General features: G+C 63.7%; 1 protein-coding gene. It reads left to right on the top strand.

All coding sequences use genetic code 11. The features are described from left to right. Window positions 1-634, top strand: a 634-nt coding sequence (locus KY389_RS15035) for an IS110 family RNA-guided transposase (RefSeq protein WP_219831780.1), incomplete at both ends; no start/stop codon positions are given.

Below are 634 nucleotides of genomic sequence, written 5' to 3'. Positions count from 1 at the left end.
GTCAAGCGCGGCAAGACGGACGCCGCTGATGCCGAGGCGATCTGTGAAGCCGTGTCGCGCCCCTCCATGCGATTTGTTCCCGTGAAGAGTGAGGACACGCAGGCATTACTGATGACCCATAAGGCGCGGGAATGTCTGGTGCGCCAGCAGACGCAAATCGTCAACGCCATGCGGGCGCATCTGGGCGAATTTGGCATTGTCGTGCCGAAGGGCATCCACAACGCCGAGCGGCTGATCATTGCTGCCGAACAGGCAGCGCTGCCCGCAGCCGCACGCAAAGCCCTGCGCCTGCTCGCCGATCAGCTGATCGATACGCAGCGAAAGGTCGAGGATCTGACTGCAGACATCCGCGCAGACGCCAGGGCCAATGAGGCTGCTCAGCGCCTGCAGACGATTCCAGGTATCGGGCCGATTACCGCGAGCGCGCTGGTCTCGGCGCTGCCAGACATCGCCGATTTCAGATCAGGGCGCGATCTGTCTGCATGGCTGGGTCTGACACCGAAGCCCCACTCGACAGGCGGCAAGGAAAGGTTGGGTCGTATCTCCAGGATGGGCAACAGGCATCTGCGCCGGCTGCTTTATCTGGGCGCCATCGCGCAGGTCAGCGCGCGGCGTCGGCGTGAGGCTGGCGAAG

This window comes from Paracoccus bogoriensis, from assembly GCF_019431455.1.
Lineage (GTDB): Bacteria > Pseudomonadota > Alphaproteobacteria > Rhodobacterales > Rhodobacteraceae > Paracoccus > Paracoccus bogoriensis.
The sequence above is the reverse complement of the archived record's forward strand: the minus strand, read 5'-3'. Positions and strand labels throughout refer to the sequence as shown.